At 59.6% G+C, this 20765-nt stretch carries 21 protein-coding genes; 16 read left to right on the forward strand and 5 right to left on the reverse strand.

All coding sequences use genetic code 11. The annotated features are described in order from the left end of the window. Positions 1–56: 56 nt before the first annotated feature. Positions 57–1361, reverse strand: coding sequence for an IS4 family transposase (locus AC3IUE_RS19535; RefSeq protein ID WP_489268870.1), 1305 nt, complete (start codon positions 1359–1361; stop codon positions 57–59). Between the two features lie 864 nt (positions 1362–2225). Here AC3IUE_RS19535 and AC3IUE_RS19540 point away from each other — a divergent pair. After that, positions 2226–3248, forward strand: coding sequence for an IS110 family RNA-guided transposase (locus AC3IUE_RS19540; protein ID WP_489263402.1), 1023 nt, complete (start codon positions 2226–2228; stop codon positions 3246–3248). A 337-nt stretch (positions 3249–3585) separates the two neighbouring features. On the opposite strand, the gene AC3IUE_RS19545 is transcribed toward AC3IUE_RS19540, so the two are convergent. Continuing rightward, a complete protein-coding gene (locus tag AC3IUE_RS19545; protein ID WP_489263403.1) occupies positions 3586–3987 on the reverse strand; it encodes a YfeK family protein in 402 nt (133 codons plus the stop codon). 542 nt (positions 3988–4529) lie between these two features. Here AC3IUE_RS19545 and AC3IUE_RS19550 point away from each other — a divergent pair. After that, the gene (locus AC3IUE_RS19550; RefSeq protein ID WP_046049793.1) at positions 4530–4733 is read left to right on the forward strand and encodes a hypothetical protein; all 204 of its coding nucleotides are present in this window, start codon (positions 4530–4532) and stop codon (positions 4731–4733) included. 129 nt (positions 4734–4862) lie between these two features. Beyond that, positions 4863–5576 carry a metallophosphoesterase gene (locus AC3IUE_RS19555; protein ID WP_489263404.1) on the forward strand — a complete coding sequence of 238 codons (714 nt, stop codon included), beginning with the start codon at positions 4863–4865 and terminating at the stop codon, positions 5574–5576. 99 nt (positions 5577–5675) lie between these two features. Here AC3IUE_RS19555 and AC3IUE_RS19560 read toward each other — a convergent pair whose 3' ends face one another. Both AC3IUE_RS19560 and AC3IUE_RS19565 read right to left on the reverse strand, forming a co-directional pair. Continuing rightward, a complete protein-coding gene (locus AC3IUE_RS19560) occupies positions 5676–5873 on the reverse strand; it encodes a YbdD/YjiX family protein (RefSeq protein WP_007900300.1) in 198 nt (65 codons plus the stop codon). Positions 5874–5887: 14 nt separating this feature from the next. Further along, the gene (locus AC3IUE_RS19565) at positions 5888–7945 is read right to left on the reverse strand and encodes a carbon starvation CstA family protein (protein ID WP_046049790.1); all 2058 of its coding nucleotides are present in this window, start codon (positions 7943–7945) and stop codon (positions 5888–5890) included. A 733-nt stretch (positions 7946–8678) separates the two neighbouring features. On the opposite strand from AC3IUE_RS19565, the gene AC3IUE_RS19570 reads away from it, so the two are divergent. The 9 genes from AC3IUE_RS19570 to AC3IUE_RS19610 all read left to right on the forward strand — a co-directional run bounded on the left by AC3IUE_RS19570 (position 8679) and on the right by AC3IUE_RS19610 (position 16274). Next, on the forward strand, positions 8679–10046 hold the full coding sequence (locus AC3IUE_RS19570; RefSeq protein ID WP_489263405.1) for a cache domain-containing protein: 1368 nt from the start codon (positions 8679–8681) through the stop codon (positions 10044–10046). A 33-nt stretch (positions 10047–10079) separates the two neighbouring features. After that, complete coding sequence (locus AC3IUE_RS19575) at positions 10080–10712, forward strand: response regulator (protein ID WP_033057767.1); 633 nt, start codon at positions 10080–10082, stop codon at positions 10710–10712. A 189-nt stretch (positions 10713–10901) separates the two neighbouring features. Next, positions 10902–11492, forward strand: a complete 591-nt coding sequence (locus tag AC3IUE_RS19580; RefSeq protein ID WP_046049787.1) for an amino acid synthesis family protein — start codon at positions 10902–10904, stop codon at positions 11490–11492. 43 nt (positions 11493–11535) lie between these two features. Continuing rightward, positions 11536–12369 (forward strand): alpha/beta fold hydrolase, encoded by an 834-nt coding sequence (locus AC3IUE_RS19585; RefSeq protein ID WP_046049786.1) that lies wholly within the window; start codon positions 11536–11538, stop codon positions 12367–12369. Continuing rightward, positions 12366–13847: an aldehyde dehydrogenase gene (locus AC3IUE_RS19590; RefSeq protein ID WP_033057762.1), complete on the forward strand. Its 1482-nt coding sequence runs from the start codon at positions 12366–12368 to the stop codon at positions 13845–13847. Before AC3IUE_RS19585 ends, AC3IUE_RS19590 begins: the two co-directional genes overlap by 4 nt. A gap of 12 nt (positions 13848–13859) precedes the next feature. Beyond that, complete coding sequence (locus AC3IUE_RS19595) at positions 13860–14345, forward strand: flavin reductase family protein (protein WP_033057760.1); 486 nt, start codon at positions 13860–13862, stop codon at positions 14343–14345. Between the two features lie 132 nt (positions 14346–14477). Continuing rightward, entirely contained in the window at positions 14478–14867 is a 390-nt protein-coding gene (locus tag AC3IUE_RS19600; RefSeq protein WP_489263407.1) for a carboxymuconolactone decarboxylase family protein, read from the forward strand. Between the two features lie 88 nt (positions 14868–14955). Beyond that, complete coding sequence (locus AC3IUE_RS19605) at positions 14956–15708, forward strand: GntR family transcriptional regulator (RefSeq protein ID WP_046049782.1); 753 nt, start codon at positions 14956–14958, stop codon at positions 15706–15708. 2 nt (positions 15709–15710) lie between these two features. After that, positions 15711–16274 carry an NUDIX hydrolase gene (locus AC3IUE_RS19610; RefSeq protein ID WP_019690464.1) on the forward strand — a complete coding sequence of 188 codons (564 nt, stop codon included), beginning with the start codon at positions 15711–15713 and terminating at the stop codon, positions 16272–16274. A gap of 6 nt (positions 16275–16280) precedes the next feature. On the opposite strand, the gene AC3IUE_RS19615 is transcribed toward AC3IUE_RS19610, so the two are convergent. After that, complete coding sequence (locus tag AC3IUE_RS19615; protein WP_046049780.1) at positions 16281–16574, reverse strand: DUF1330 domain-containing protein; 294 nt, start codon at positions 16572–16574, stop codon at positions 16281–16283. A gap of 71 nt (positions 16575–16645) precedes the next feature. Here AC3IUE_RS19615 and ribBA point away from each other — a divergent pair, with 71 nt between their 5' ends. The 4 genes from ribBA to AC3IUE_RS19635 all read left to right on the forward strand — a co-directional run bounded on the left by ribBA (position 16646) and on the right by AC3IUE_RS19635 (position 20764). After that, positions 16646–17755 carry a bifunctional 3,4-dihydroxy-2-butanone-4-phosphate synthase/GTP cyclohydrolase II gene (gene ribBA, locus AC3IUE_RS19620; protein ID WP_489263409.1) on the forward strand — a complete coding sequence of 370 codons (1110 nt, stop codon included), beginning with the start codon at positions 16646–16648 and terminating at the stop codon, positions 17753–17755. A 226-nt stretch (positions 17756–17981) separates the two neighbouring features. Next, entirely contained in the window at positions 17982–19007 is a 1026-nt protein-coding gene (locus tag AC3IUE_RS19625) for an ABC transporter substrate-binding protein (RefSeq protein ID WP_046049778.1), read from the forward strand. After that, on the forward strand, positions 19004–19948 hold the full coding sequence (locus tag AC3IUE_RS19630) for an ABC transporter permease (RefSeq protein WP_489263410.1): 945 nt from the start codon (positions 19004–19006) through the stop codon (positions 19946–19948). The genes AC3IUE_RS19625 and AC3IUE_RS19630 overlap by 4 nt, the downstream gene beginning before the upstream one ends. A gap of 6 nt (positions 19949–19954) precedes the next feature. Beyond that, positions 19955–20764, forward strand: coding sequence for an ABC transporter permease (locus AC3IUE_RS19635; protein ID WP_046053519.1), 810 nt, complete (start codon positions 19955–19957; stop codon positions 20762–20764). Position 20765: the final 1 nt, after the last annotated feature.

The following is a 20765-nucleotide window of genomic DNA, read 5'->3' on the forward strand; positions in this document are numbered from 1 at the left end:
CATATCCGTTTCTGCGGTCACGGCGGCTTATGGTTCCGCTCTTACAGCCAGCCCTTTCAAGGTGTTTTCCCTTTATGGGCCTTAAGCACCCGATCGGTCGACACATGAGCATTGGCAGCCTTTCCCTCCAGCCATTCCTTGGGCTTGGCGATTTTTGGACCACGTATGCTTTTGGCGACCTGCTTAGGCTTGATATTCCTGGCCAGCGCTAACAGCCGCTTTGCCAGCGTTTCTGAGGTCGATTGAAGTGACAGGTAGTCTGAGGGCAACGCGATCTGCATGCCCTCATAACCGCTACGCACTTGCACCGCCAGATGGAAGGTCGAGGCTTCCCAACCTTCAGGCTGCGTCTCGCAGTGAGCCTGCTCCACACTACGTTTGAGAACCGCCAGAACGTTGTAGGCCAAGATCGCTGAGGCAAAACCCAACAAGGCCGCCCGGGGAGAGCCGAGGCTTTCGATTTCACTGTCCAGCACCGATTCAAGGCGCTGGAACATCCCTTCGATACTCCAGCGACGACGGTATAAGTCGGCGATTTGCTCAGCGCTGATGGTGTCGGGCAAGTTGCTCCAGAACCACATCACGCAGTCGCCTGATTCGGTAGGTGTTTGCAGGCTCAGTTCAACTCGGCGCCAGCGGTAGCCGCCTTTGAGTTCGATAATTTGTTCACGCACTGTTCCGGCGTCGACAGGCATCGCTTCTTGCCAGTCGCTTTCCTGAATCAGCCTTGGATGTTTACTTGGCTGGCGAATAATGAATGAAGCGCTCGCTTCCTCGCAGGCCTGCATGACGGGCAGCGTGCAATAAAGCCGATCGGCCATCCACAGCTGTCCTGCACTGGCGCAGGCTAACAACGGCAGCACGCTGACGCGCTCACTGGCGTAGGCATCCTCGCAAGGCTGCAAGTCAACGATCTGATCCAGGTCAGGATCGTAAACCACTACCGAAAACCCCGGCCGAGCCGCGCCTCGTTCACGCCGCAAAGCCCCCAAGCGTTTTTCGGTAGACGGCAGGTGATTGCCGTCAACGATGCGCAGCTGCCAGCCGGGCAAAATGGCTGAACAGCCCAACTCTTTTATCGTCGGAGCCAAGCGCTCTGCGCTGCCGGTGACCAAGGCTCGCAGCAATGCCGGTTCTGTGCGGCTGACCTTGTCATAGAGCGCCGCCAAGGTAACCGGTAGAGCATCCATCTGGCGCGCAGCGGCATGTAAGGAAGGCCGTAGGCCCAATGAAACAAGGGACATCAGCTCAACGATGGTCGAAAACAAAAGCTCACGCGGGTACTGGCGTTGACGATGCTCTTCAAACACCTGATCAACCCACTCAGCAGGAATGGCATGCTCCAGTGCCAACTTGACCATGACACTGGCCGGTGCCTTTTTTTCAAACCGCGCTAGAACTTCTGCCCACATCGTTTTCGTCACCCTGACTGGAGTTTTGGGGGATTTTAAACGAAGACCTTGAAAGGGCTGGCTCTTACAGCGGGTCACTTTCGAAAAGCGCGAAAGTAACCAAAGCGCTTCTGCCCCTGTCGTTCGGTGCCTCGCTTAGGCTCGGCATGCCCTCGCTCCGGTCCTGCTCCGTGGGCCCGCCGCCATCGGCCATCCATGGCCGGGGGCGGCTAACCCGGCATCCATGCCGGGTTGCCCACTGCGCAGAACCTCCACTCGGCCTCTCGAGGGGGCGGTGCATCAAGATCAAAAGCTGCAGGCGAGCTAACGCTCGGCCTGTTGAGTGGTGAGAAGCAGGTGTTCGCAGCTCTTTCTTGATCGTTCCCACGCTCCGCGTGGGAATGCATCCCGTGACGCTCCGCGTCACCAGTGCGCAGGACTCGAGCCTTGCGTCGACAGCGGAACGCGGAGGGTCCCCGGCGGCATTCCCACGCAGAGCGTGGGAACGATCAGGCGGTGAGCGCGGAGTGTTGTTGATCTAGCTTTGGCTTTTGATTTTGATCTGTTGCCCCTTTCCCAGAGGCCGAACGCAGGTATTGCGCAGGGGGCACCGCGGCAAGGATGCCGCGGTAGCCGCCCCCGGCCATGGATGGCCGATGGCGGCGGGCCCCCGGAGCAATGCCGGAGTGAGGGCATGCCGAGCCTAAGCGAGGCACCGAATGGAGGGGCAAGAGCCCTTGGTTACTTGGGGCTTAATGAGATGGTCAGCCTGACCGAGAAGCCCTGCAGGTTTACGCTTGCAGGGCTTTTCTCGTTTTTGTCGGAGGATCTCTCATGAACACGATGACGCTTCTGGGTATCGACATTGGCAAACACAGTTTCCACCTGCATGGCCAGGACGCCAAAGGTCATCAGGTATTGCGCAAGAAAACCAGCCGAGGCCAATTACTCAGCACATTGGTCCAATTACCCGCCTGCACGGTGGTGATGGAGTCTTGCGGCGGCGCTCACTGGCTGGCTCGACAGATCAGGGCATTGGGCCACGAGGTGAAGCTGATTGCCCCGCAGTACGTCAAACCGTTCGTCAAAGGCAACAAAAACGACTTCATTGATGCCGAAGCGATTTGCGAGGCGGCAAGCCGCCCCGCCATGCGCTTCTGCTCGATCAAAACCGCAGAACAGCAAACGCTTTCGGCCCTGCATCGTGTCCGCGATTCATTGATTGGCCATCGCACCGTCGCGACCAACCAAATTCACGGATTTCTGCTGGAGTTCGGGATCAGCCTGCCCATTGGCGTCGCTGCGTTGCACCGCGTGCCGGCGCTGTTGGACGACCCGCAGCACCCGGTTCCATTGCGTCTCAAGGGCTTGGTAATGCGCCTGCATCATCAAATTCAACAGCTCAATGATGAAATCAAGGACATCGAGTCCGACCTGAATCAGCAGTTGAAAGAAGATGATACCGGCGGCCGTTTGCAGAGCATTCCTGGCATCGGCCCCATCACCGCCAGCGCATTACTGGCGGACATGAGTGATGCATCGAACTATCGCAGTGGGCGCGATTTTGCCGCTTCGTTAGGGTTGGTGCCAAAGCAGTATTCAACGGGTGGAAAGACGGTGTTACTGGGGATCAGCAAGCGCGGCGACAAGCACATACGTCGATTACTGGTACAAGGCGCGCGATCAATCATGCTGCGTATCGACAAACGAGAGGATGCGCTAGGGTCTTGGGTTCGGGAGCTGCTGACGCGTCGGCACTCCAATGTCGTAGCGTGTGCGTTGGCGAACAAACTGGCGCGAATTGTGTGGGCGGTACTGGCCAAGGGTGGCCAGTACAACCCACATCCGAACGCTTGAAACTACAGCTTTATCACCGGCTTTTGCGACGTCACCGACTGATGACAGTAAACGGCAAATGGCCCGACTGAGAACCTGGCATGGAAATCAGCTTTAAAGGCTGAGGGCTTTTTTAGGACAGTCGGGAGCGGCTACTCATCGAGGGCCGAGCGTTGTTACCGCAACGCTCACAATGAGCCCGGATACATTAGCGCAAGCCAGCTTTACCGAAAACAGCCGATGAGGTTGCAGGAGATGGGCTGACCATACATTTCCAAGTGACTCGCTGTAAAAGCGAAACCGCCAGCAGCCATCACCGCAGAAACGGATATGTACCCGGTTTCGGGGGGGAGTAGGCTCAATGGAGCTGGCGTTGTCTCTGTAGCTCTGTCTTCAGCCAGGTGCTCGTCGGCTGGACGCCTGTTGAGCAACGCACTTCATAGGCTTTGCCACTCATGCTGCTTTTAGTGGCAGCGAGATCGATGAAGTCTTCTGCGCTACTCACCAGGTTCTTGCCTTCGAGATAATTCAGCTTCTTTTCGAGATGTGCCCGAGCCTCGGGCCCAGGATATTCACTGCCGTTGCGCACGAACTTGCACTCACTGCGCTCCACAAAATCCAGCAAGCCCTTTATCTCCTGGTTCGCCTGTGGTGAGGTTTGAGCCTGTGCACCGCCTGCCACTGCAAAAAGGCCGATAGAAGCAGTGATCAGCCATTGGCGGAAAATCGGCCGAGTCGCTGCTACTTTCAAAATCCACATGGTTCTTCCTTGTCCAAAAAAGGGTAACTGTAGCGCGGCGTCACCCGAGCAACCAGCAGAACGCTGTGCGATGTGGTTCGTTCGAAAGGATCAACCTGTGGAAGAGAAAGGGGATCAATGAGCCCAATGTCTGTGCGCGAGCAGTTGGCCAAAGTCGCAGTTACTTATCCCTGTATCGGCATCAGACCCATTGATCATTGCCCAGCTCAATGTTGGGCGATTTCCATCTAACCGAATGGAGATGCATTGGCGTGTCATTAGCAGCCATGCACTATTTTTTTAACAAAACAACTTCGGCACGTCTAATCACCTTTTTCCCGGCCTTATAAGCTCCTTATAGGCTCAGGAAATATCCCCTTAGCAGCCAGCCACCACCATTCGTCGCATCAAAAAAGCTACGCGATTTTTTTGACTATTCCTGGCTTAAGGTTTGCAGAAGACGCTCGTAGCAGCCCCAGAACGACGTAATTCTGACGCGACTGCACTTTAATTAACGCTTAGGACGCCAGCGATGCGCTTGGTCAGTCACCGGGAGATGTAACGTGTCAACTCTCAACGAAATCGCAGCGAACCACGCGAGAATGGCCAAGGCTCTTGTCGAAGAGTCAACCGGGCTGAGTGAGCGCCACACCCAGATTGTGGACAGTTTCGAAGTTCCATCCATGGATGCGCAACACATGCCTCTGCACCTTATCGCCGGAGTGCAGGACAACCATTTCGGGCAAGCAACGGCCTACTTGCTCTGACGGTGTTTGATCCGGGCAGCCGTTGGGCAGGCGGTAAGGTCTGCCTGCCGGCGCGGTAAGGTCGAGTCCCACTTCTTGGCCTAAACTCAACTGACTAGCCCGTTGGGGAGCTGCCGGAGTGGCATTCCCATGCTCGAAACTGTAGAGATGTCGCGCGTGAAGCACTTCGCCGCAAACGTTGCCGGCCGAGATTTCGCGGTCGGTGACATTCATGGCCATTTCACTCGGTTGCAGGACGCTCTGGATGCAGCCGGGTTCAACCGCTTGGTAGATCGCCTGTTCAGTGTTGGCGATCTCATTGACCGCGGGCCCGAGTGCCATGACGCGCTCGATTGGCTGGACAAACCATGGTTCCACCCGGTGCTCGGCAACCATGACGACTACGTGGTGTATTTCGATACCTGCGACATCGACAGTTGGATACTCAACGGGGGCTCATGGTTCACGGGCCTGTCGCTATTCGAGAAGCAAGCATTCGCGGCGCAGTTCGCCAAGCTCCCTATCGCGATCGAAGTCGAAACGGCACACGGCCTGATCGGTATCGTGCACGCCGATTGTCCATTTCCATCATGGCAGCAGCTGCGAAAGGAACTGGAGTCGCCGGAAAGCCACAGGCGTCTGCAGGAGGTCCAGCACTACTGCATGTGGTCACGAAGGCGGATCGATCAGCAGGAGACGCATGGCATTGAAGGCCTGCGCGCACTGGTCGTAGGGCATACGCCGCTTTACATGCCCGTCAGCCTTGGCAATGTGATTCACATCGATACGGGTGGCTGGAGGCCGGACCGGGGTTATTTCACCCTGCTGGATCTCGAAACGCTCGAAACCATCCCCGCAAGCTGACTCAACACGGATCGGCCAATACCATTCACTCAAAAAAAACCCGGCCTCATCAGCCGGGTTTTTTATTAACTATTTAGGTGGCATCACTGCCACCCACCATTAACAGCACTTCGGCCCAGCCTTGCTTCCGTAACGAGCTTCCTGGCGTTCCCGAAAGAACACCTCATAACTCATCACCGGTTTGTCCGGGTGCTTGGTTTGCATGTGCTCGACGTAGGTGTCGTAGTCGGGCATCCCGACCATCAGGCGCGCGGCCTGACCGAGGTATTTACCGAGGCGACTCAGGTCATTGAACATGCTGCAATCCTCGATCAAGCGTCCGGCAGAGCCTGGAATGGCGCTTCTTTATCCGTACGTTCTTTAGTGCCCCAGGCGGCGATACCGACCTTGAGTGCAAAGAACAGGATGCTGAAGACCACCAGCAAGAACAGCGCGGTCAGCGTTGCGTTGGTGTAGGCGTTGTAGATCACGTGCTGCATCTGGTCGATGCTCTTCGCCGGGGCGAGGATCTGACCGTTGGCCAGGGCATCGCTGTACTTCTTGGCCAAGGCCAGGAAACCGATCGCCGGGTTGGCATCGAACAGCTTGATGAAGCCGGCGGTGGTGGTGCAGATCAGCAGCCATACGGCGGGCAACATGGTGACCCAGACGTAGCGCTGGCGTTTCATTTTGATCAGCACAACGGTCGCCAACATCAGCGCGATACCGGCCAGCATCTGGTTAGAGATACCGAACAACGGCCACAAGGTGTTGATGCCACCCAGCGGATCGATCACGCCCTGATACAACAGATACCCCCACATCGCCACGCAACCGGCGGTTGCGATCAGGTTGGCGGTCCAGGATTCGGTGCGTTTCAGCGCTGGCACGAAGGAGCCGAGCAAGTCCTGCAGCATGAAGCGTCCGGCACGGGTACCGGCATCGACGGCCGTCAGAATGAACAGCGCTTCGAACAGGATCGCGAAGTGGTACCAGAACGCCATGGTGTTTTCACCCGGCAGAAGGTGGTGCAGGATCTGCGCGATACCAACCGCCAGGGTCGGCGCACCGCCGGCACGGGCCAGGATGGTGGTTTCACCGATGTCCTTGGCCACCGCTTGCAGCGCTTCCGGGGTAATCGCAAAGCCCCAGCTGCTGACGGTCTGAGCCACCGAAACAGCGTCAGAGCCGACAAGCGCCGCCGGGCTGTTCATGGCGAAGTACACGCCTGGTTCGATCACCGACGCAGCAACCATCGCCATGATGGCCACGAAGGATTCCATCAGCATGCCGCCGTAACCGATGTAACGGGCATGGCCTTCGCTGGCCAACAACTTCGGCGTAGTGCCGGAAGCAATCAGCGCGTGGAAACCGGAAACCGCGCCACAGGCGATGGTGATGAACAGGAACGGAAACAGACCGCCCTTCCATACCGGCCCGGTACCGTCGACGAACTGAGTCAGTGCCGGCATTTTCAAGTCGGGCATGGTGATCAGAATGCCGATCGCCAAGGCCACGATGGTGCCGATTTTCAGGAAGGTCGACAGGTAGTCCCGCGGCGCCAGAATCAGCCACACCGGCAATACCGCGGCGACAAAACCGTAACCGATCAACATCCAGGTGATCTGGAGCCCGGTGAAGGTAAAGGCCTTGGCCCAAACCGGATCAGCGGCAATCTGCCCGCCCAGCCAGATCGAACCGAGCAGCAGCAACACGCCGACAACGGAGATCTCACCGATGCGACCCGGGCGGATGTAGCGCATGTAAATGCCCATGAACATCGCGATCGGGATGGTCGCCATCACCGTGAAAATACCCCACGGGCTTTCGGCCAGGGCTTTCACAACGATCAGCGCCAGCACCGCGAGGATGATGATCATGATCAGGAAGCAGCCAAACAGCGCGATGGTCCCGGGAATGCGGCCCATTTCTTCACGGACCATGTCGCCGAGGGAACGACCGTTGCGGCGGGTGGACATGAACAGGACCATGAAGTCCTGAACGGCACCGGCCAACACCACGCCGGCAATCAGCCACAGCGTGCCGGGCAAATAGCCCATCTGCGCCGCCAGGACCGGACCGACCAGCGGCCCCGCACCAGCAATGGCTGCGAAGTGGTGACCGAAGAGTACGTGTTTGTTGGTCGGCACGTAGTCCAGACCATCGTTATTAACGACAGCCGGCGTGGCACGATTGGGGTCGAGTTGCATCACCTTGGTGGCGATGAACAGGCTGTAGTAGCGGTATGCGACGAGATAAATAGCGACTGCTGCGACTACGATCCAGAGGGCATTGATCGCTTCGCCGCGGCGCAGGGCCACGACACTTAGCGCAAACGCTCCCAAGACAGCCACGGCAAACCAGGCGAGGTGTTTAGCCAGACGGGGCATAGCGTGTCTCCTGCCGACAGCCAGTGGACTGCGGCGGTAATTTTTATAATTGTGTCCGCTGTGCGGAGCTGGCCCAATATCCCCGCATGCCGTCTACAAATAAATCCGCGTTACTACGTACGCGGGGTCTACGTAGTTCTACGTAGATGACACTGAATTGATGTCGCCTGATACACCGCCATCGCGAGCAAGCTCGCTCCCACAGGGGATCGGTGTTCGCCTTTCGCCTTTCGCCCCTCACCACTCAACAGGCCGAGCGTTAGCTCGCCTGCAGCTCTTGATCTTGATCCACCCGCCCCCTCGGGAGGCTGAGTGGAGGTGTGCATCCGGGGAGTAGCGCGCAGCGCCGTTCGACGCAGTCGAACACGCTGCATGTAGGTCGTCGCGCAGCAGACCGGAGGGCAGTGTCCCCGGATGGATACCGGAGCGAAGGCACGCCGAGCCCAAGCGAGGGGCCGGACGCTCGGGGCGAGACCTTTGGTTCCTTTGGGGCGTTTGCCAAAGGGACTCGCCGTAAGGGCGAAACCATTAGCGGCCGTTACCGCAGAAATGGATATGTACACCTCAAAGAAAATGGTCGGCTGTCAGGCCGCCTTCGCGAGCAAGCTCAGCTCCTACAGACTGACTGACACCCCAGCCACAGGTCATTCCGTCCAGCACCGCTACTGGACGCGCGTATCTTTGGCATATGATGCCGGGCCTTAGCCTCCCCTCAGCCCGGTCAGGAGCCAAGATGCAGCTCAAACACAAAATCGTCGCGCTCGGGATTCTGCCGCTGGTATTGGCCATCGCCGTCATCTGCGCGCTGGTAATCTCCATGAACCGGCAACTGGGTGAACAACAGGCACAACTGATCGAAGACAGCATTCTGGCCAGCAAGCGCGCCGAACTGAAGAACTACGTCGAAATGGCGCAAAGCCTGATCGAGCCGCTGTACGACGACGGCCACGGTGACGAACACGCACAGCAACAAGTGCTGGAAGAACTGCGCAAGCTCAGCTTTGGCATCAATGGCTACTTCTTCGTCTACGACCACGAAGGTCGCAGCCTGATGCACGCGCGCCAGTCCGAGCTGGTGGGCAAATACCTGTGGGACATGAAGGACCCTCACGGTTTGCCCGTGATCCAGGCGTTGCTCAAAAGCGCGCAATCGGGCGAAGGCTTTCAACGCTATGCCTGGAACAAACCCTCTTCCGGCCAGGTGACCGACAAGCTCGCCTATGTGGTGATGCTGGATCGTTGGGGCTGGATGCTCGGCACCGGCATCTACCTTGAAGACGTTGAGCGCGCAACCCAACAGGCGCGTGACGAAGTGGCCCAGGGCATTCGTAAAACCATGCTGGCGATTGCCGCGGTGGCCCTCGTGGCGGTGCTGTTTGTCTTCGCCAGCGGCATGACGCTGAACGTCAGCGAGCATCGCCTCGCCGACAAAAAACTTCAGCGCCTGACTCAGCGTATCGTCAGCTTGCAAGAGGAAGAGCGCTCACGGGTTTCCCGTGAACTGCACGACGGCATCAGCCAGCTACTGGTCTCCATCAAATTCCAGTTCGAACTGGCCAGCCATCTGCTCGAGAATGGGCAAGCACACGACAAGGGTTTGAGTACGCTGAGAGATGCCACGGAACGCCTGGGGGAAGCGATTGGCGAGGTGCGCAGCCTCTCTCACGACCTGCGTTCCTCGCTGCTCGACACCCTGGGCCTGCCGGCGGCGATCGGTCAACTCGCCGCAGAATTCGAGCAACGCAGCGGCTTGGTGGTGACCTATAACGACAACGAATTCGACTGTCACTTGGTCGACGGGGCAGCGGTCTCGCTGTTTCGCATCGTGCAAGAAGGCCTGACTAATATTGAACGACACGCCCGGGCTAAAAACGTCTCCATTACCCTGCACGGGTCCGAAGATTCCATACGGTTGACGGTGGTCGATGACGGTATCGGTTTCAACGTCGCCCAGGTCGAACGTCGTCACGCGGGCATTGGCCTGCGTAATATCCGTGAGCGGGTCGAGCATTTTGGTGGACGATTCGACCTGATCTCGATGCCGGGACGAAGTGAGCTGGACGTTTGGCTGCCAATGAAAATGCCCGGTACAACACGCTGAATCACCCCCTGACAACAAGAGTGAATACCCGCGATGAACCTGCCCTACCCGATCCGCGTCGCCCTGGTCGACGATCACGCCCTGGTCCGCGACGGGATCAAAGCGCTGCTGGCGGTCATGGCCCCCCTGGAAGTGGTGGGCGAAGCCGAGAGTGGCGCGGATGCCATTGAAATGGTCGGACGCTGCCAACCGGACCTGTTGCTGGTCGACATCAGCCTGCGGGACATGAACGGGCTCGAGCTGACCCGGGTGTTACGCAGCCAGTACCCGTCGCTCAAGGTGCTGGTGCTCAGCATGTACGACAATAATGAATACGTGAGTGAGTCCGTTCGCGCGGGGGCCAGCGGCTATGTACTGAAGAACTCGCCGTCGCGGGAAATCATCGCGGCGATCGAAGCCATTGCCAGTGGCGGCACGTTCTACAGTGCCGAGATCGCCCAGCGGCTCATCGCCGATAAAAATACCGACAACGAGCTGACACCGCGCGAGAGCCAGGTGTTGTACAAGATGGCTCAAGGGCTGAACAACAAGGAGATGGCCCGCGAACTGGACATCAGCGTTCGCACGGTAGAAACCCATCGCCTGAGCATCCGGCGCAAACTCAACATCGACAAACCGGCGGCCCTGGTCAAATACGCGATCGATCACGGGATCATCTCGCGGTAGCAGACATTAATACTCAATGGAAAACCCGGCCTTATCAGCCGGGTTTTTTTTGGTTTTTTATTGGCAACAGCCATTCCCTTCTCCCTTTTCACCACCGTCCGACCAGAAACTCATTTCAGGGACTTGCGCTACCGGTATTATGGTATACCATCAGACGCACAGACACTCTCACCCTACACGGAGCAGCTCATGAGTTTCGAAATCCGCAAGATCGTCAGCTATGTCGAAGAAACCTTTATCGAAGGCGGCAAGGCCACCGATAAACCAGTGACCATGGTCGGCCTGGCCGTCGTGATAAAAAACCCTTGGCTGGGTCGCGGCTTTGTCGAAGACCTGAAACCGGAAATTCGCGCCAACTGCTCCGACCTCGGTGCGCTGATGGTTGAGCGTCTGGTCGGCATCATCGGCGGCGCCGAGAAGATCGAGGCTTACGGCAAGGCCGCTGTCGTGGGCGCCGACGGTGAAATCGAACACGCCTCCGCCGTCATCCACACCCTGCGCTTCGGTAACCATTACCGCGAAGCGGTGAAAGCCAAGAGCTACCTGAGCTTCACCAACAAGCGCGGCGGCCCGGGCACTTCGATCCAGATTCCAATGATGCACAAGGACGACGAAGGCCTGCGTTCGCACTACATCACCCTGGAAATGAAAATTGAAGATGCACCGCGTGCCGACGAAATCGTGGTGGTACTGGGTTGCGCCGATGGCGGCCGCCTGCACCCACGCATCGGCAACCGTTACATCGACCTGGAAGAGCTGGCCGCTGAAAACGCCCAGTAATCAAGGTCGGTAAGAACAACAAAAAGGCATGCAGGAGCGCTCCATGATTCGGCTCACCGCTGAACTCACCCCGGCTGGCACCAGTTACCTGGCGACCGGCCAAGGCCAGCCCGTGGTTTTGATCCACGGCGTGGGCCTGAACAAAGAAATGTGGGGCGGCCAGGTCGTTGGCCTGGCCACGAAGTACCGCGTGATTGCCTACGACATGCTGGGCCATGGCGCCAGCCCGCGCCCGGAAAGCGGCACCCCCCTGCTCGGCTATGCCGACCAGTTGCTGGAGCTGCTCGATCACCTGCAATTGCCCCAGGCGACGGTGATCGGTTTTTCCATGGGAGGGCTGGTCGCGCGGGCATTTGCCTTGCATTACCCGCAACGCCTGCAAGGCCTGGTGGTGCTCAACAGCGTGTTCAATCGCAGCCCCGAACAGCGTGCCGGCGTCATCGCCCGCACCGCTCAAGCGGCCGAGCACGGACCGGATGCCAACGCCGAAGCCGCCCTGTCGCGCTGGTTCAGCCGCGAATATCAGGCGGCCAATCCGGCGCAGATTGCGGCCTTGCGCCAAACCCTGGCAGACAATGACCCGCAGGGTTACCTGACCACCTATGAGCTGTTCGCGACCCAGGACATGTACCGCGCTGACGACTTGGGCAGCATTCAGGTGCCGACACTGATCGCCACCGGAGAACTGGACCCGGGTTCGACACCGGAAATGGCCGAGCAATTGGCCGCACGTATTCCCGGCGCGACAGTTGCCGTGCTCGCCGAGCAGCGGCATATGATGCCCGTAGAATCACCGCGCCTGGTCAACCAGCTGCTGCTGGAGTTTCTCGATACGGCGCACTCCCGACAAAACCAAATAAAGGGGATCGTTGCATGACACTCGCACGCTTCCAGATGTGCATCGGCGGTGAATGGGTCGATGCCCTGTCCGGCAAGACCTTTGAAAGCCTGAACCCGGCCCTGGCCCAAGCCTGGGCCGAACTGCCCGATGCCGACGAAGCCGACGTCGAGCGCGCCGTACAAGCGGCGCAGACGGCTTTCGACAGCCCGGCCTGGCGCGGTCTGACCGCCACCGCCCGCGGCAAACTGCTGCGGCGCCTGGGCGATCTGATCGCCGAAAACAAGGAACACCTGGCGCAGTTGGAAAGCCGTGACAACGGCAAGCTGATCCGCGAAACCCGCGGACAGGTCAGCTACTTGCCGGAGTTCTTCCACTACACCGCGGGCCTGGCCGACAAACTCGAAGGTGGCACCCTGCCCCTCGACAAGCCGGATCTGTTTGCCTACACCGTGCACGAAGCCATGGGCGTGGTCGCGGCGATCATTCCGTGGAACAGCCCTCTTTATCTGACGGCGATCAAACTCGCCCCGGCCTTGGCGGCGGGCAACACCATCGTGATCAAACCATCGGAGCACGCTTCGGCAACCATTCTCGAACTGGCGCGTCTGGCGCTGGAAGCCGGCATCCCGCCGGGGGTGGTCAACGTCGTCACCGGTTACGGCCCAAGCACTGGCGCGGCCCTGACCCGCCATCCGCTGATCCGCAAAATCGCCTTCACCGGCGGCGCTGCGACGGCACGGCATGTGGTGCGCAGCAGCGCCGAGAACTTCGCCAAGCTGTCGCTGGAACTGGGTGGCAAATCGCCGAACATTATCTTCGCCGACGCCGACCTCGACAGCGCGATCAACGGCGCGATTGCCGGGATCTACGCGGCCTCCGGTCAGAGTTGCGTCTCCGGCTCGCGGTTGCTGGTGCAGGACGAAATCTACGATGAGTTTGTCGATCGTTTGGTCGAACGCGCCAAACGCATCCGCATCGGTAACCCGCAGGAAGACAGCAGCGAAATGGGCCCGATGGCCACCGCGCAGCAACTGGCCGTGGTCGAAGGTCTGGTGGCCGATGCCATCGCCGAAGGGGCGCGCCTGCGCCTGGGAGGCAAGCGTCCGCAGAATCTGGGCGATGGCTGGTTCTACGAGCCGACCTTGTTCGAATGCGACCGCAACTCGATGAAGATCATGCAGGAAGAAGTCTTCGGTCCAGTGGCCTCGGTGATTCGTTTCAAGGATGAAGCCGAAGCGTTGGCGATTGCCAACGACTCGCAGTTCGGCCTCGCCGCCGGCATCTGGACTCGCGATTTGGGCCGAGCTCATCGCCTGGCCCGGGACGTGCGCTCCGGGATCATCTGGGTCAACACCTACCGCGCCGTGTCGGCCATGGCGCCGATCGGCGGTTTCAAGAACAGCGGCTATGGACGCGAGAGCGGCATCGATTCGGTGCTGGCTTACACCGAGCTGAAAACAGTGTGGATCAACCTCTCCCAGGCACCGATGCCTGACCCCTTCGTGATGCGCTAGGAGATTGACGAAATGATCGAACCCGGCATTTACAAAGACGTCATGAGCTCGTTCCCGTCCGGGGTCACGGTGGTCACCACCCTGGACCCGGACGGCGGCATCGTCGGCATTACCGCCAGCGCTTTCAGTGCGCTGTCGATTGATCCGGCACTGGTGCTGTTCTGCCCCAACTATGCCTCCGACACGTACCCGATCCTGCGCGACAGCAAGCAGTTCGCGATTCACTTGCTGTCCGCCGACCAGACCGCCGAAGCCTATGCGTTTGCCGGTAAAGGCAAGGACAAGGCCAATGGCATCGACTGGCACTTGAGCGCACTGGGCAATCCGCTGCTGGGCAACGCCACGGCGATCATCGAGTGCGAACTGTGGCGCGAATACGACGGCGGTGACCACGCGATCATCGTCGGTGCGGTGAAGAACCTGATTCTGCCCGAGCAACCGGTGACGCCGATGATCTATCACAAAGGCAAGCTGGGCCCTTTGCCCGCCCTGGCTTGACGGGTTTACTCAAAAACCCTGTGGGAGCGAGCCTGCTCGCGAATGCGGCCGCACACTCAACAATGATGCTGGCTGACACACCGCTTTCGCGAGCAGGCTCGCTCCCACAAGGATTGCAGTCGGAGCATAGTGATGAGCAACGAGAAATATAAACAGGGGCTGAAAATCCGCACCCAGGTGCTGGGCGAAGCCTACGTGAAACGCTCCATCGAGAACGCCGACGACTTCTCTCGGCCGCTGCAGGAAATGGTCACCGAGTACTGCTGGGGCCATGTCTGGGGCCGTGAGGGTTTGTCGCTTAAAGAGCGCAGCATGATAAACTTGGCCATGATTTCGGCCCTCAATCGGCCTCACGAACTCAAGCTGCATGTACGTGGCGCCTTGCGTAACGGACTGACTCGTGAACAAATACGCGAAATTCTGCTTCAGGTCGGTATTTATTGCGGTGTCCCCGCTGCCGTAGACAGTTTCCGGCTCGCCCGTGAAGCGTTCGCCGAAGCCGATGCCGAGGCCTCCAGTTAACCCTTGGCTGTTTGATCTGACCGAGCACGGAGATTCTTGCGATCGAAGTGCTCTTTTTGCATGGACAGCCACACTCAGAGCGGACCCCATGAAACGCCTGCCACTCGACGACAGCTTCAAGGTCAATCGCAACCCCGTTACCCTGCGCGAAATCGTGCTGGATAAACTGCGAAGCGCCATCATGAACTTCCAGCTCCTGCCGGGAGACCGTCTGGTCGAGCGCGATCTGTGCGATCGCCTGGGCGTCAGCCGCACGTCCGTACGCGAAGCCTTGCGTCACCTGGAATCCGAAGGCCTGGTGGAATTCGCCGACGCCAAGGGCCCACGGGTGGCGATCATCACCCTCTCTGACGCCGGTGATATCTACGAGCTGCGTTGCGTGCTCGAAGGCCTGATCGTCCAGCTGTTCACCCTGCGCGCCAAGGCCAAGGACATCAAGGCCCTGGAAAAAGCCCTCGAGGAAAACCGCAAGGCCCTCAAGGACGGCGAGCTGCAACAGGTCATCGATTCGGTTCAGGGCTTCTACGATGTATTGCTCGAAGGCTCCGGCAACCATGTCGCGGCCACTCAGCTGCGTCAGTTGCAGGCACGAATCAGCTACCTGCGGGCGACGTCGGTGTCCCAGGAAAACCGTCGCGGCGCGAGCAATCAGGAAATGGAACGCATGGTCGAGGCGATCAAGAGTGGCGACCCCCTCGCCGCCCACCAGGCTTGCGTCGACCACGTGCGCGCCGCCGCAACCGTCGCCCTCGATTACCTCAAGCGCAAACAGGAAGAGACCGGGAAAATTCCTGAGATCACCCTGCCGATCGCGCTTAAAGAACCGCGCATAGGTCGCTAAAGATGTTCAGCCCGAGCTTTTGTCCAAAGTGCGGCGGCAATGACCTCAGGTCTCAGCTGCCGCCGGGCGATACGCACGAGCGCCTGATGTGCCGCGGCTGCGGCTACATCCATTACGTCAATCCGAAAATCATTGCCGGCTGCATCATCGAGCAGGACGGCAAGTATTTATTGTGTCAGCGCGCCATTCCGCCGCGTCCTGGTACCTGGACGCTGCCGGCCGGCTTCATGGAAGGCGGCGAGACCACCGAACAAGCAGCGCTGCGCGAAGTCTGGGAAGAGAGCGGCGTGCGCGCGGAAATTCTCTCGCCGTACTCGATCTTCAGCGTGCCGAAGATCAGCGAGGTGTACATCATCTTCCGCGCCATCGCCCTGGAGATCACCGGCCAGTACGGGCCGGAAACCCTGGACTACAAATTCTTCGCACCCGAGGACATCCCTTGGGACAGCATCTACTACCCGGCGATCCGGCAGATCCTCGAGCGCTATATCGAGGAACGCCAGGCCGGGGTCTATGGCATTTACATCGGCAACGACGATACCGGCAAGATCCACTTCATCCGCTGACAGCCCTTAGGGCGCCACGCCCTCGACAATGATGATCTCGGCCCGGGCCACGCCTTCACGGTGCCGTTTCGCTTCCTGATATTCCTCCGACTGGTAGCAGGCCAGCGCCTGTTCGTACGAGTCGAATTCAATCACCACGTTGCGCTGCGGCGTGGGCCCGCCTTCCAGTGCTTCGCTGCGCCCGCCCCGGGCCAACATCCGTCCGCCATACAACGCGAAGGCCGCCGGCGCCCGCTGGGTGTATTGGCTGTATTGATCGGGGTCGGTGACATCTACATGAGCAATCCAGTACGCCTTCATAGTGACCTCTCGGTTTATTTTGTATTATGGTATACCACAATATATTTCCATCAAACACTGAGAATCCCAGCATGGCCTTCAACAGCATCGAAGAAATCATCGAAGACTATCGACAAGGCAAGATGGTGCTCCTGGTCGATGACGAGGATCGGGAAAACGAAGGCGACCTGCTGCTGGCCGCCGATTGCTGCACGGCCGAGGCCATCAGCTTCATGGCCCGGGAAGCGCGCGGCCTGATCTGCCTGACCCTGACCGACGACCACTGCCAGCGCCTCGGGCTGGAGCAGATGGTGCCGAGCAACGGCAGTGTGTTCAGCACCGCGTTCACCGTTTCCATCGAGGCCGCCGTGGGCGTGACCACCGGCATCTCCGCCGCCGACCGGGCGCGTACCGTGGCAGCCGCCGTCGCCGTTAATGCCGGGCCCGCCGACCTCGTGCAACCCGGTCACATTTTCCCGCTGCGCGCCAAGGAAGGCGGCGTGCTGACCCGCGCCGGTCACACCGAAGCCGGATGCGACCTGGCACGCCTGGCCGGCTTCACGCCGGCCTCGGTGATCGTCGAAGTGATGAACGATGACGGCACCATGGCCCGCCGCCCGGACCTGGAAGTGTTCGCGCGCAAGCACGGGATCAAGATCGGTACCATCGCCGACCTGATCCACTATCGCCTCAGCACTGAACACACCGTGGTGCGTATCGGTGAACGTGAACTGCCCACGGTGCATGGCACTTTCCGGCTGATCACTTTTGAAGACCGCATCGAAGGCGGCGTCCACATGGCAATGGTCATGGGCAAGTTGCACCGGGACGAACCGACGCTGGTGCGCGTGCATGTGATCGATCCGCTGCGCGATCTGGTGGGCGCCGAATACAGCGGTCCATCCAACTGGACATTGTGGGCGGCGCTGCAGCGAGTCGCCGAGGAAGGTCGTGGCGTGGTGGTGGTGCTGGCCAATCATGAGTCGTCGCAAGCGCTGCTGGAGCGTGTGCCGCAGTTGACCCAGCCACCACGGCAGTTCAGCCGTTCGCAGTCGCGCATCTATTCTGAAGTGGGTACCGGGGCGCAGATTCTGCAGGACCTTGGCGTGGGCAAGCTGCGTCATCTTGGTCCTCCGCTGAAGTATGCGGGTTTGACCGGTTACAACCTGGAAGTGGTGGAAAGTATCCCTTTCATTGAATGATTCCGGGCTTTTCTCTATCAAAGTGAAGGTCACTGTCCGGTGGCCTGACGGTAAAAAAAGCACTTTTGGCTGATAGCCGGTAAGGCAAAGTGCTTGCACAAAGTTTGGAATACCATAATATGATATTCCATAGACCGGACGACCATCACTGGCCCGACGGACCTACTGCTCCCGATAGGCGGGCACTAAAAGCCCCGCTCATAAACACAACAATGAGGGCGTGAAAATGGTGTTGAACAAACGTGCAACCGCAATACTTTTTGCGGGACTGCTGAGCGTGACCAGCCAGGCATTGATGGCGGCCGAAAGCGTCAACTTCGTCAGCTGGGGCGGTAGCACCCAGGATGCGCAGAAGCAGGCCTGGGCCGACCCGTTCAGCAAAGCCAGCGGCATCACCGTGGTCCAGGATGGCCCAACCGACTACGGCAAACTCAAAGCCATGGTCGAAAGCGGCAATGTGCAGTGGGACGTGGTCGATGTCGAAGCCGATTTCGCCCTGCGCGCCGCCGCCGAAGGCCTGCTCGAACCCCTCGATTTCACGGTCATTCAGCGCGACAAAATCGACCCGCGGTTTGTCTCCGATCACGGCGTTGGCTCGTTCTTCTTCTCCTTCGTCCTCGGCTACAACGAAGGCAAGCTCGGCGCCAGCAAACCTCAGGACTGGTCCGCGCTGTTCGACACCAAGACCTATCCCGGCAAACGCGCTCTCTACAAATGGCCAAGCCCAGGCGTGCTTGAACTGGCGCTGCTGGCCGATGGCGTAGCCGCCGACAAGCTCTATCCGCTGGACCTGGATCGCGCCTTCAAGAAACTCGACACCATCAAGAAAGACATCGTCTGGTGGGGCGGCGGTGCCCAGTCGCAACAGTTGCTCGCCTCGGGCGAAGCCAGCATGGGGCAGTTCTGGAACGGCCGGATCCACGCCCTGCAAGAGGACGGCGCGCCAGTGGGCGTGAGCTGGAAACAGAACCTGGTCATGGCCGACATTCTGGTCGTGCCCAAAGGGACAAAAAACAAGGCCGCAGCCATGAAGTTCCTGGCCAATGCCAGCAGCGCCAAAGGACAAGCTGACTTCTCCAACCTGACCGCCTATGCGCCGGTCAACGTCGACAGCGTGGCGCGCCTGGATTCGGTGCTGGCCCCTAACCTGCCGACTGCCTACGCTAAGGATCAGATCACTCTTGATTTCGCGTACTGGGCCAAAAACGGTCCGGCCATCGCGACACGGTGGAACGAATGGCTGGTCAAATGAAAATGACGGTAACCGCGTCCCGTCAACCCACGCAGGTCGGGAGCGCCACTGGCGCTGCCGGCTCGGCACTCGGCAAGGCGGCTGCGATGAACCAATCCCCTTCCATGGCACAGCGCTGGCGCGGTTCAAGCAACCTGATCCCCGCCCTGCTGTTCCTCGGCCTGTTTTTTCTGGCGCCGCTGATCGGGCTGCTGCTGCGTGGCGTGCTGGAGCCGGTACCGGGGCTGGGCAACTACGAGCAGTTGTTCGCCAACTCGGCCTATGCACGGGTCTTGCTCAACACCTTCTCGGTGGCCGGACTGGTGACATTGTTCAGCCTGCTGCTCGGTTTCCCACTGGCCTGGGCCATCACCCTGGTGCCAAAAGGCTGGGGCCGCTGGATCCTCAGCATCGTGCTGTTGTCGATGTGGACCAGCCTCCTCGCCCGGACCTATTCCTGGCTGGTGTTGCTGCAAGCCTCCGGGGTGATCAACAAGGCACTGATGGCGATGGGCATCATCGATCAGCCGCTGGAGATGGTGCATAACCTCACCGGCGTGGTGATCGGCATGAGCTACATCATGATCCCGTTCATCGTGCTGCCGCTGCAGGCGACCATGCAGGCCATCGACCCGATGATCCTGCAGGCCGGTTCGATCTGCGGCGCGAGCCCCTGGACCAACTTCTTCCGGGTGTTCCTGCCGCTCTGCCGCCCAGGATTGTTCTCCGGTGGCCTGATGGTGTTCGTGATGTCGCTCGGGTACTACGTCACCCCGGCGCTGCTGGGTGGAGCGCAGAACATGATGCTGCCCGAGTTCATCATTCAGCAGGTGCAGTCGTTCCTCAACTGGGGCCTGGCCAGCGCCGGTGCCGCGTTGCTGATCGTCATTACGCTGGTGTTGTTCTACTTCTACCTGAAGCTCCAGCCGGAATCCCCGGTTGGCGCCAGCAACGCGAGGTAAGCCGTCATGCTCCTGACCCCCAATGCCATGAGCCGGCGCATGCGCTTCGGCCTGTACTTCACGACCGGATTGATCGCGTTGTTCCTGTTGCTGCCGATCGTATTCATCGTGCTGCTGTCCTTCGGTTCCTCACAGTGGCTGGTGTTCCCGCCGCCGGGCTGGACGCTGAAATGGTACAGCCAGTTCTTCTCCAACGCCGACTGGATGAACGCGGCCGTGGCCAGCCTCAAAGTCGCAGTATTGACCACGTTCTTCGCCGTGGCGCTGGGCCTGCCAACCGCTTTTGCACTGGTGCGCGGGCGCTTCCCGGGCCGTGAAATGCTCTACGGTCTGTTCACCCTGCCGATGATCGTGCCGCTGGTGATCATCGCGGTGGCGGTGTACGCACTGTTCCTGAAACTGGGCTACACCGGGACGATGTTCGCTTTCGTGGTCAGCCATGTGATCGTTGCGTTGCCGTTCACCATCATCTCGATCATCAACTCGCTGAAGCTGTTCGATCAGTCGATCGAGGATGCCGCCGTGATCTGCGGCGCCTCACGCTTGCAGGCGGTGTTCAAGGTGACCTTTCCGGCGATTCGTCCGGGCATGGTGGCCGGCGCGCTGTTTGCGTTTCTGGTGTCCTGGGATGAAGTGGTGCTGAGCGTGATGATGGCCAGCCCGACCCTGCAAACCCTTCCCGTGAAAATGTGGACCACCCTGCGCCAGGACCTGACGCCCGTGATCGCCGTCGCCTCGACGCTGCTGATCGGCCTCTCGGTACTGGTCATGGTGATCGCCGCCGCCCTTCGCCGGCGCAATGAAATCAGCGCCTGAG

It is taken from the genome of Pseudomonas sp. GL_093, assembly GCF_057837605.1.

Coding starts and splice junctions, on each gene's coding strand:
- AC3IUE_RS19540 (WP_489263402.1), top strand. CDS start 2,226: ATGAACACGATGACGCTTCTGGGTATCGACATTGGCAAACACAGTTTC.
- AC3IUE_RS19595 (WP_033057760.1), top strand. CDS start 13,860: ATGATCGAACCCGGCATTTACAAAGACGTCATGAGCTCGTTCCCGTCC.
- AC3IUE_RS19560 (WP_007900300.1), bottom strand. CDS start 5,873: ATGTTCAATGACCTGAGTCGCCTCGGTAAATACCTCGGTCAGGCCGCG.
- AC3IUE_RS19545 (WP_489263403.1), bottom strand. CDS start 3,987: ATGTGGATTTTGAAAGTAGCAGCGACTCGGCCGATTTTCCGCCAATGG.
- AC3IUE_RS19535 (WP_489268870.1), bottom strand. CDS start 1,361: ATGGTCAAGTTGGCACTGGAGCATGCCATTCCTGCTGAGTGGGTTGAT.
- AC3IUE_RS19565 (WP_046049790.1), bottom strand. CDS start 7,945: ATGCCCCGTCTGGCTAAACACCTCGCCTGGTTTGCCGTGGCTGTCTTG.
- ribBA (WP_489263409.1), top strand. CDS start 16,646: ATGGCCTTCAACAGCATCGAAGAAATCATCGAAGACTATCGACAAGGC.
- AC3IUE_RS19610 (WP_019690464.1), top strand. CDS start 15,711: ATGTTCAGCCCGAGCTTTTGTCCAAAGTGCGGCGGCAATGACCTCAGG.
- AC3IUE_RS19580 (WP_046049787.1), top strand. CDS start 10,902: ATGAGTTTCGAAATCCGCAAGATCGTCAGCTATGTCGAAGAAACCTTT.
- AC3IUE_RS19570 (WP_489263405.1), top strand. CDS start 8,679: ATGCAGCTCAAACACAAAATCGTCGCGCTCGGGATTCTGCCGCTGGTA.
- AC3IUE_RS19625 (WP_046049778.1), top strand. CDS start 17,982: ATGGTGTTGAACAAACGTGCAACCGCAATACTTTTTGCGGGACTGCTG.
- AC3IUE_RS19630 (WP_489263410.1), top strand. CDS start 19,004: ATGAAAATGACGGTAACCGCGTCCCGTCAACCCACGCAGGTCGGGAGC.
- AC3IUE_RS19605 (WP_046049782.1), top strand. CDS start 14,956: ATGAAACGCCTGCCACTCGACGACAGCTTCAAGGTCAATCGCAACCCC.
- AC3IUE_RS19585 (WP_046049786.1), top strand. CDS start 11,536: ATGATTCGGCTCACCGCTGAACTCACCCCGGCTGGCACCAGTTACCTG.
- AC3IUE_RS19575 (WP_033057767.1), top strand. CDS start 10,080: ATGAACCTGCCCTACCCGATCCGCGTCGCCCTGGTCGACGATCACGCC.
- AC3IUE_RS19600 (WP_489263407.1), top strand. CDS start 14,478: ATGAGCAACGAGAAATATAAACAGGGGCTGAAAATCCGCACCCAGGTG.
- AC3IUE_RS19590 (WP_033057762.1), top strand. CDS start 12,366: ATGACACTCGCACGCTTCCAGATGTGCATCGGCGGTGAATGGGTCGAT.
- AC3IUE_RS19615 (WP_046049780.1), bottom strand. CDS start 16,574: ATGAAGGCGTACTGGATTGCTCATGTAGATGTCACCGACCCCGATCAA.
- AC3IUE_RS19635 (WP_046053519.1), top strand. CDS start 19,955: ATGCTCCTGACCCCCAATGCCATGAGCCGGCGCATGCGCTTCGGCCTG.
- AC3IUE_RS19555 (WP_489263404.1), top strand. CDS start 4,863: ATGCTCGAAACTGTAGAGATGTCGCGCGTGAAGCACTTCGCCGCAAAC.